This window comes from Micromonospora sp. ABR4_055 (genome assembly GCF_056160425.1).
In genome coordinates, this window is sequence record NZ_JBSWXD010000369.1 from 1 (window position 1) to 350 (window position 350).

Sequence of the window (350 nt, forward strand, 5' to 3'; positions counted from 1 at the left end):
TATCGATTCGATCAAGCGGGCTGAGGTTGCTGGTGAGGTGGCGACCCGGTTGCGGTTGTCGGTGGATGGTGACGAGTCGGAGTTGGAGGAGTTGGTTCGGGCGCGGACGGTGCGCACGATGGTGGCGTGGTTGGCCGAGAAGATGGCGGCCGTACCCGCGACTGCCGAACCGGCCGCGTCGGTGACCGCACCGAGCCCGGTGCCTGCCGTCACGGCGTCTGCGGCGTCCGCGTCGGTGTCTGCGGCGTCGGTGTCGTCTCCGGCTGCCGGATCGGTGGGGGTGGCGCAGTTCCAGGAGGCGATCCTGGAGGTGTTGAGTGAGCGGACCGGGTATCCGGTGGATCTGATCG

Annotated in this window: 1 protein-coding gene; it reads right to left on the reverse strand. The window is 68.3% G+C overall.

Features of this window, described 5'->3' with window-relative positions:
* On the reverse strand, positions 1-350 hold a 350-nt coding region (locus ACXAHD_RS32435), incomplete at both ends, for a hypothetical protein (protein ID WP_475055230.1).